At 33.1% G+C, this 7,312-nt stretch carries 10 protein-coding genes; 4 read left to right on the top strand and 6 right to left on the bottom strand.

Annotation, left to right across the window (positions count from 1 at the left end; translation table 11 throughout):
* Nucleotides 1-191 (bottom strand): hypothetical protein (locus IV54_RS02210; protein ID WP_057877767.1); only part of this gene is annotated, 191 nt, incomplete at its 3' end.
* Nucleotides 192-544: 353 nt separating this feature from the next.
* Nucleotides 545-1,132, bottom strand: a complete 588-nt coding sequence (locus IV54_RS02205) for a site-specific integrase (RefSeq protein ID WP_003646144.1) — start codon at nt 1,130-1,132, stop codon at nt 545-547.
* An 85-nt stretch (nt 1,133-1,217) separates the two neighbouring features.
* Here IV54_RS02205 and IV54_RS02200 point away from each other — a divergent pair, with 85 nt between their 5' ends.
* Together IV54_RS02200 and IV54_RS02195 are read left to right on the top strand one after the other, a co-directional pair.
* Nucleotides 1,218-1,481: an AbrB/MazE/SpoVT family DNA-binding domain-containing protein gene (locus IV54_RS02200; RefSeq protein WP_057877765.1), complete on the top strand. Its 264-nt coding sequence runs from the start codon at nt 1,218-1,220 to the stop codon at nt 1,479-1,481.
* On the top strand, nt 1,475-1,819 hold the full coding sequence (locus IV54_RS02195) for a type II toxin-antitoxin system PemK/MazF family toxin (RefSeq protein ID WP_001748110.1): 345 nt from the start codon (nt 1,475-1,477) through the stop codon (nt 1,817-1,819). The genes IV54_RS02200 and IV54_RS02195 overlap by 7 nt, the downstream gene beginning before the upstream one ends.
* Before the next feature lie 250 nt (nt 1,820-2,069).
* Here the strand turns inward: IV54_RS02195 and IV54_RS02190 are convergent, their stop codons facing one another.
* The gene (locus IV54_RS02190) at nt 2,070-2,438 is read right to left on the bottom strand and encodes an HNH endonuclease (RefSeq protein WP_083488479.1); all 369 of its coding nucleotides are present in this window, start codon (nt 2,436-2,438) and stop codon (nt 2,070-2,072) included.
* Between the two features lie 235 nt (nt 2,439-2,673).
* Here IV54_RS02190 and IV54_RS11445 point away from each other — a divergent pair, with 235 nt between their 5' ends.
* A complete protein-coding gene (locus tag IV54_RS11445) occupies nt 2,674-2,871 on the top strand; it encodes a DUF536 domain-containing protein (RefSeq protein ID WP_237756651.1) in 198 nt (65 codons plus the stop codon).
* Nucleotides 2,872-2,907: 36 nt separating this feature from the next.
* On the top strand, nt 2,908-4,110 hold the full coding sequence (locus IV54_RS02185) for a HEPN domain-containing protein (RefSeq protein WP_057877763.1): 1,203 nt from the start codon (nt 2,908-2,910) through the stop codon (nt 4,108-4,110).
* Between the two features lie 200 nt (nt 4,111-4,310).
* Here IV54_RS02185 and IV54_RS11440 read toward each other — a convergent pair whose 3' ends face one another.
* From IV54_RS11440 to IV54_RS02170, 3 genes are read right to left on the bottom strand one after another with little or no spacing between them, the layout of a single operon-like run.
* On the bottom strand, nt 4,311-5,678 hold the full coding sequence (locus IV54_RS11440) for an SIR2 family protein (RefSeq protein WP_083488478.1): 1,368 nt from the start codon (nt 5,676-5,678) through the stop codon (nt 4,311-4,313).
* A gap of 45 nt (nt 5,679-5,723) precedes the next feature.
* Nucleotides 5,724-6,269, bottom strand: a complete 546-nt coding sequence (locus IV54_RS02175) for a DUF536 domain-containing protein (protein WP_057877762.1) — start codon at nt 6,267-6,269, stop codon at nt 5,724-5,726.
* Entirely contained in the window at nt 6,262-7,197 is a 936-nt protein-coding gene (locus IV54_RS02170) for a replication initiation protein (RefSeq protein ID WP_043023379.1), read from the bottom strand. Before IV54_RS02170 ends, IV54_RS02175 begins: the two co-directional genes overlap by 8 nt.
* Nucleotides 7,198-7,312: the final 115 nt, after the last annotated feature.

Here is a 7,312-nt window from a genome sequence, read left to right as displayed (position 1 = left end):
TTAATAATATCTTCTTGTCTTTTTTGCAAAATATAAGTGTATAAGGAATCATACAAGTTCTTTTTAATCTCGTCAGGTTCATTGACGGAAGCTTCAAATAATTCTTGAATATCAACTTGCCAAGGATCAGCGAGCATTTCATTAATTAGTTTTAATACTTTCTTTTCGTCCATCCTAATTACTCCTAACATCAAAATAATGATTTCAGTTTAGATACACAGTTCTTACAGTTAGTTATTCAAATTATGTTGCCAAGTTTATGAAGATTCTCTGCATAAAGCAATTAAAAATTTTGGTTGAAAGTAGCAGTATCTGCAACTTTTTTTAAGTATTTAAAGCATAACAAACTTAGTTAAGTGCAAGCATAAATTGAATTAAAAATACATTCAATTCAACAACGACAAAAATTGATTTTATGGTTATCAGCAGACCGAGTGAAACGAGGTCAATGCGCACTTACACATAGAATTTATTCTATGTTGTGCTAGGCCCATTAAAATCCTGTATCAGAAGTCGCCGTTGGCGACAACAAAATCAAACCAATTTACCCAAAATCAATTTGGTTCAACATGTTTTCTGTACTTGCTTGATCCAAGCCCAAATAAGCTAAAGTCATTGATTCACTTGAGTGATTTAGTAAGTGCATGACTAGGCCAATATTGTAATTTGATTGCGTGTAAACACGATAAGCCCCGGTTTTGCGCATCGTATGAGTACCTAGATAATTAATTCCTAACAGATCGCCAACCCTACTCATAATTTTGTAGAACTGTTTTTCAGTGATATGGCGATCTGGGTGTTGAATGGAAGGAAAGAGCCATTCAGATGCTAGTTTATGATCAAGCAGCCATTGACGATACAATAAGAGTTCTGTTTGAACTGGTTTAAGGTACAAGGTATTAGGCTTACCAGTTTTTCGATCATGAATGAACGCATTTTGTTTAATAGAACCGTCCAGATTAAAAATATCGGTCTGTTTTAAACCCATAACGTCACTCACTCGCAGTAGCGTAGCTTTACCAACTTGAAAAATCGTATAGTTACGTCGGCCAGCTTTAAAGTTATTGAGTAACGTATCTTGAACCTCTTTAAGAACGTTTGAATCTTTGATGGGTAAGACAACTTGTTGCATGTAAATGACCTCCAGTAAGAATATTTGCATTGTGTATCTACACGGGATATACTTGACTTGTAATAATAATTTAGGAGGGGAAAATATGGAACTTATTAAAGAACAAACACGCTTAGCAAAGTGGGGAAACTCGAAAGCTGCTAGAATTCCTAGCCAAATTATTAAACAACTGAAATTAGATGATAACCAAGATATGACAATAACCATTGAAAATGGATCAATTGTTTTAACACCAATAAAAAAGAACCCAACCAATATTCACGAACTATTTAAGGATTGGGAAGATGACGGGAAAAGGGATCACGAGCTTGATTGGGGAAAGTCAGAAGGTAATGAACTTCAATGGTAAGCCAAGGTGATATATTTTATGTTAACTTTAATCCAAGCCGTGGTCATGAACAGATGAATAAGCGACCAGCGATTGCGCTAAGCAATGATCTAGTCTGTCAGACAAGTAACATGACGATTGTGGCTCCAATTAGCAGTACCAAGCGTAATTTTCCAATGTATCATCGACTAACTAGTAGTCAAACAGTATATGGAAAAGTATTATTAGATCAAACCATAGCCTTAGATTTACGGGCAAGACATGTCACTGATGAAACTATTGTCGATCATGTATCGCGTGAAGAACTAGAAGAAATAATCACTTTGTACAAATTATTGTTTAGTATTGATGACAAATAGAAGAAGTCATTTCTTTAATATTAAAACAAATAACCCCTAATATCTACATTATAGATATTAGGGGTTATTCTTTCAACGTTTTCGAGGGGTTATTTGTAATTTATAGACCTTATATATGCATTTGCGATTATTTTTTTATTTGTCAGCATTAAGTTGGGTATTATCACTTTTAAAGTTATGACATTGATTTAAGCAATTATATTAAATGTTTATAAATTCAAATTGACCACCAGAGATTGGAAAGTACTTATTATTTATTGCTCTTTCTACGGTTATCTTCTTTACAAAGCATTTGGCAATTAGAAGCAATAGTTCGACCACCTTGGGACCAAGGCGTTATATGATCAGCTTCCATTTCTTTAAGTTTGAAATGCTTACAACAAATAGGACAGATCCCCTTCTGCTTCTCATATGCACTTTGTTTCATTTGAGGAGTAAACTCTCTGATGCTCAGCTTTTTCTCATCGCCACTTAATACATAGTCATATATGCCTGATTTTTTAGTGACATCATCATCAATCATCAATTCTGAAATACGTTTTTCTAACTGATCAGTATCGTACACTTGAGTGTGGTAAGAATCATATAACTCTCCCCAATTTATCCCTTTCATTGGCATACGATATTTCGGAAATGTTTGTTGAATCCAATTAATTATGCTAGAAAAATAAGCCCACAGCTGAGGGAATTATCAAGGGAAAAATGGTAAGACCTTTGATAGCAAAGAGCCAACAAAGACCAGTGAAGAAGAGAATGACCTAATTACTACTCTAAGAAGAGAAGTAAGAGATTTAAAGTCTGAACGTGATAAACAGCTTGCTACCAAAGACCGACAAATAGACCAGCTAACAAAATTGCTTGATCAACAACAACAGCTACAGTTAACAACAGTTACTGAAAATCGTGAATTAAAAAAACATGTGCAAACATTAAGTAGCCTGATTGGATCCTCTGGTCCTGAGTCTCCAAAAAATAAATATGTTAAAATGAGTAGCAAACAAAAACAACCAACTAAGAAAAAAGCTATTAAAAATTGGTGGCGATTTTGGTAAAAGTTCAAATATATTGAAATTTGGAGGAATTATATTATGAATGAAGATAAATTCAAACAAGCACTAGATAAATTTCTTGATAGTATTGCCGATAAAAAGAATGAAAAAACTACAGGAATGATATCGGGTGAAGGATTTTATTTCTGGTATTCAGTAAACTATTTAACTAATGCTGCTGAAATGGTTATTGAAGATCCAAAAATCGGAAAACTATTTTCTTGGAAAAAACTACAAGAGGAAATAGTCAATTTAACTGGTAAAGGGAAAGCAAAAAAAGAATCGAATACACAAATTATCGAAGATATATTAGGCTTAATTAATAAGAAGCCAGAAGAATTCTTTTGTATTATTCCATTTCATGGCATTGAATTAGAAGCACCATATACTATTGGCAATGTTACTTTGTATCCAGCAAGCCAAAAGAAAAGTGTTTTAAAAGCCCAAGTTAGTGCTAATTTATATGACAAATTAATAGATACAGTAACTGATAATCAAAACTTCGCTACAGTAAATATCAAGGCAGTAATTCCATCAGGCGCAATTGAAGTCGCAATATCAGAGGTTAAATCAGCATTAAACATTCTAATATTCCTTATGAGCGGACCAAATATGCTGTATCAAATTGGAGTCGGAAAACAGAATAAAACTATGTTCGATAAGGAATTCATAGCAGTTGCTCAAAACTCTGGTATCACACAACATCCATTTCAGTATGTACCTCGTCCTGCAGAATTAAGCGACTTGCGACCATTTGGTGAAGCTTACGTAAAAAGAATTGGAGATATCCAACGTAAAATTTATAGTTCACAATCTACAATTCCTTTGGAAAAGGGGTTAGTAAATGCTACTAACTTAATCGCAAATGGGTTGGATTCTGAGGAACCTACAATACAAATTATCCAATTAATGTCAGCAATTGAAGCTTTAGTTGAACAAAAAACATTTGTACAAGGGATAACAGACCAAGTCTGTGAACGTACAGCATTATTATTAGGGAAAGATTCTAAGTCTAGGAGAAAAATATTTGACAGACTTACTACCTTGTATGGGAAAAGATCCAATCTCAGCCATGGGAATACAGCTGTAATTACTCACTATGATGTGGTTTACTTATGGATAATAGCTCAAAATTTGTGCTTCTATTTTCACATACACTTTGATGATTTTATCGATTCAAATAAACACGAAAAGGCAAAGTTGAAGGACTACTTGTTAAAATTAAGATTTGAGGGAAAATGAGCATAATAATTAAATCTATAATTGCATTTTTATATTTAATACGAGTAAAAGTTGTCAAATTCATTTAGATATCTTGAAACCTATACTCATCAAATAAGCACAAATCATTGTTAAAACAGCCCTTTAAAGCGCGCTACATGATTTGAAGAACTGTTTTATTTTTTATTAGTTCAATAAGCCCATACCCTAGTAGTCAATTTTTACTCATTTTCATCAAAATATTTTTCTAAAGAGTTTCCTTCTTGATAATCCAATAAAAGTTTTAAAGCTATTTTAGAATATCGATTAATTCCACCAGAAATAGAGGCATGAAATTGATTGTTAGTTCCTCTAATATCTACACTATACTTTTTTGATATGGCATCAATATCTTTGTAAAGCAACTGCCAATTGGAATAATGTGTCTTCTTGGCTAGTTCAGTAGGAGTGAATGGGAATTCTGAAGCCAATTGGTTAGCTGATTTTAATGTTGATAGCGATAGCATCATGTCGGGTTTTCGCAATAACGAAAGGAACATTTGTGGATTCTTTAAATAATTAATGCTTGCAACATCAACCTCAAGATTGGTTATTGACGAGCTTTTTATTATATTGTCAATGGTTTTGTTTACGGTTTTTAAGACGCCAACATCTATAGAGTTCTGTGAAATATAAGTAAATAGATTTTTAAATTCATCTAAGTAAATATAATTAACTTTCACTCCGTTACCATCTCCAAGATCAATTATTTTCTCGGAAGGTATGGAATCAGGAACCGGATTCTGCTTGTCATTCCATTCTACAAAGAAAATGTTTTCTAATTTTGGAATCGACACATTTTTAGGGGAGGTCATTATTTTTTTAACGCTATTTAAAATCTTCTTGATATTGTCATCGGAAACGCTATAGCCCAAGAAAATAATAGGATACTCTACAAAATAAGTAAGCAGTTTCGCTACCATATACTCTTGTCGAACTGAAAACTCATTATAGTCAGCGGCATCTATTACTATTGACTTGGGATCATTAACTGATCCGTGAATTTTCATTATTCTAAAGTCATTTAGATTACTCTTTATTGAATCTTGGCCTATATATGAATCATACTGCGGAAAAACCTTCTCTAATAAAAGATCATAATTAGTTGTAAGAATCATTTGGGGCGTAACTCCTTGTAGCGCTTTTATTTCAGGGTTATTCCAAAGACTATCGCTGTTCAATTGTGCATCATGTTTCTCTATGATTTTGCTAATTGAGTATTTTAAAAAAATATCTTTATTCTCTGTTTCAGAGAATAAATAACCAGGATACTCTTTTTTGTGTTCCCAGAAATAATTGAAATACCTTTGTTTCAACTTATCAGCTACTTTGGGATAATCGTTACCTGTACTTTGAAGGTAATACTCTAACGGTTTAGGCATTTTAACGGGGGAATGGCATAGCGCGTCTAATAGCCCCTTCCAATCAGGTATCTGTAAATATCTTTGTGACAGTCCAGACCCAATAAATAATACAGGCCTTTTCTTTTCTGATGTTAGAAAGCCCTTTAATTTATCTAAACAATCCGTTTTATACTTAACATAATCCATAATTTGTATGCTCTTTTCTAGTACATATTTACGATAATTATTCGATTACCAAAAATGCCACCATTTTTTATTAGTTATATTTTTAGCTGCCTGTTTTTTTGCACCATCAGTTTTTGAAACTTGGCTTTTTTCTATACTTTCAAAATCTTCAACTGGGCCATCTAATTTTCGTAGGCGTTCTTTCAAATGGCGATCTTCTGCTACTGTTGCTAATTGTAATTGTTGTTGTTGGTCTATTAGTTTTGTTAAATGATCTATTTGTCTGTCTTTGCTACTTATTTGCTGGTCTTTGGTAGCAAGCTGTTTGTCACGTTGAGACTTTAAATCTTCTATTTCTCTTCTTAGAGTGGCAATTAGCTCATTATTTTTTTTGCTAGTCTTTGTCGCTTTTTTGCTACCTATTTGTTGATCTTTTGCTACCAAAGGCTTTGCTACCTTGTCCCTAATAATCCTTTCAGCTGTAAGGCTAATCATGTTTGTACCTTGACTATCTTTTTGTTGGTTCTTTGTTGGTAGTCTTTGGTAGTGATATTGAATAGTTTGTTTAGAGACCTTCAATTCATCAGCAAGTTCTCTAATAGTTTTAGGCATGATTTCCAAACCCCTTTCGGAGTTCAGCAAGTGCTTCTTGTCTTGCTTGATCTCTTATTTTTTTATCATGTTCAGCCTGTTTATCAGCCAATGCTTGTTTTTCAGTGGATCCTAGTGGTAATCCTTTAACTTTATCAGTAGCGCGCCATTTTTCCTGTTCTGTTAGTTCACTATTATGCTGAATATTGAAAAGTTTTTGTCGTTCATCTTGTAATTTACCTTGTGAGAAGTCATTAGCGCCTTTCTTTTCTGGTTTCCAGGTAAATGAATACCCTATTACTGGTTTTCCACGTCCCTTGCCATATTTCTTTCTAATAGCTAGGCCTCTAAATAATGGTGTTAACTCTTCTTTGATGGGCTTTATAACATACCTATCAATATCTCCTGACTTTTTCCAATAGCTTTTAGGAATATCAAGTAATTCAAAAAAGTCTTCTTTTGATAAAAAAGCATAACCTGTTGTTCTAAAACCCTTTAACAATCTAAAGGCAGTTTTGGCGTAACTGCTTCTAAGATCTCTAAATTCCGCTAAAGCATATCTAACCCATGTATCTAAATTATTAAGAAGTGGCAAAGCATCTTTATATACTTCAACATCTATATAAGGGGAATCAGCTTCACCAACAATGCTGAATTTAGTAAACATAACAAACATCTCTCTATTTAATCCAGATTTGCTACGTCTTCCAAAATGAAGTCCCATTAGTTTTTCATAAGTTCTTTGAATATCATCTTCAAAGCGATTATTTGCAGTTGGTTTATAGTTGCTCAAGTCTTTAAGTTGTTCAAAAGAAAATCTAACTGTTTGATCCCCTTTATCACGCATACGAGAAATAATTGAAAAAAATAGATTCATTTCAATAGGGGTGAATTTACGTAAGGGAATAGTATTAAGTTCTGGATCATATTTTATAAGTTCATTGCTCATAATTACACCTCCACAACTATTATATAAAATCAACGATTTTTTATCAACGATCACTATTAAAAACCTCGTTGATAAACAGACAAAACCTCGTTGATAAACAGACAAAACCTCGTTG

The sequence above is a fragment of the Levilactobacillus paucivorans genome (assembly GCF_001437125.1).
GTDB classification, from domain to species: Bacteria; Bacillota; Bacilli; order Lactobacillales; family Lactobacillaceae; genus Levilactobacillus; species Levilactobacillus paucivorans.
The sequence above is the reverse complement of the archived record's forward strand: the minus strand, read 5'-3'. Positions and strand labels throughout refer to the sequence as shown.

Bases quoted from the DNA above. Each gene is read 5' to 3' on its own strand.
- IV54_RS02205 (WP_003646144.1), bottom strand. From the start codon at position 1,132: ATGCAACAAGTTGTCTTACCCATCAAAGATTCAAACGTTCTTAAAGAG.
- IV54_RS02200 (WP_057877765.1), top strand. From the start codon at position 1,218: ATGGAACTTATTAAAGAACAAACACGCTTAGCAAAGTGGGGAAACTCG.
- IV54_RS02195 (WP_001748110.1), top strand. From the start codon at position 1,475: ATGGTAAGCCAAGGTGATATATTTTATGTTAACTTTAATCCAAGCCGT.
- IV54_RS02190 (WP_083488479.1), bottom strand. From the start codon at position 2,438: ATGCCAATGAAAGGGATAAATTGGGGAGAGTTATATGATTCTTACCAC.
- IV54_RS02185 (WP_057877763.1), top strand. From the start codon at position 2,908: ATGAATGAAGATAAATTCAAACAAGCACTAGATAAATTTCTTGATAGT.
- IV54_RS11440 (WP_083488478.1), bottom strand. From the start codon at position 5,678: ATGGATTATGTTAAGTATAAAACGGATTGTTTAGATAAATTAAAGGGC.
- IV54_RS02175 (WP_057877762.1), bottom strand. From the start codon at position 6,269: ATGCCTAAAACTATTAGAGAACTTGCTGATGAATTGAAGGTCTCTAAA.
- IV54_RS02170 (WP_043023379.1), bottom strand. From the start codon at position 7,197: ATGAGCAATGAACTTATAAAATATGATCCAGAACTTAATACTATTCCC.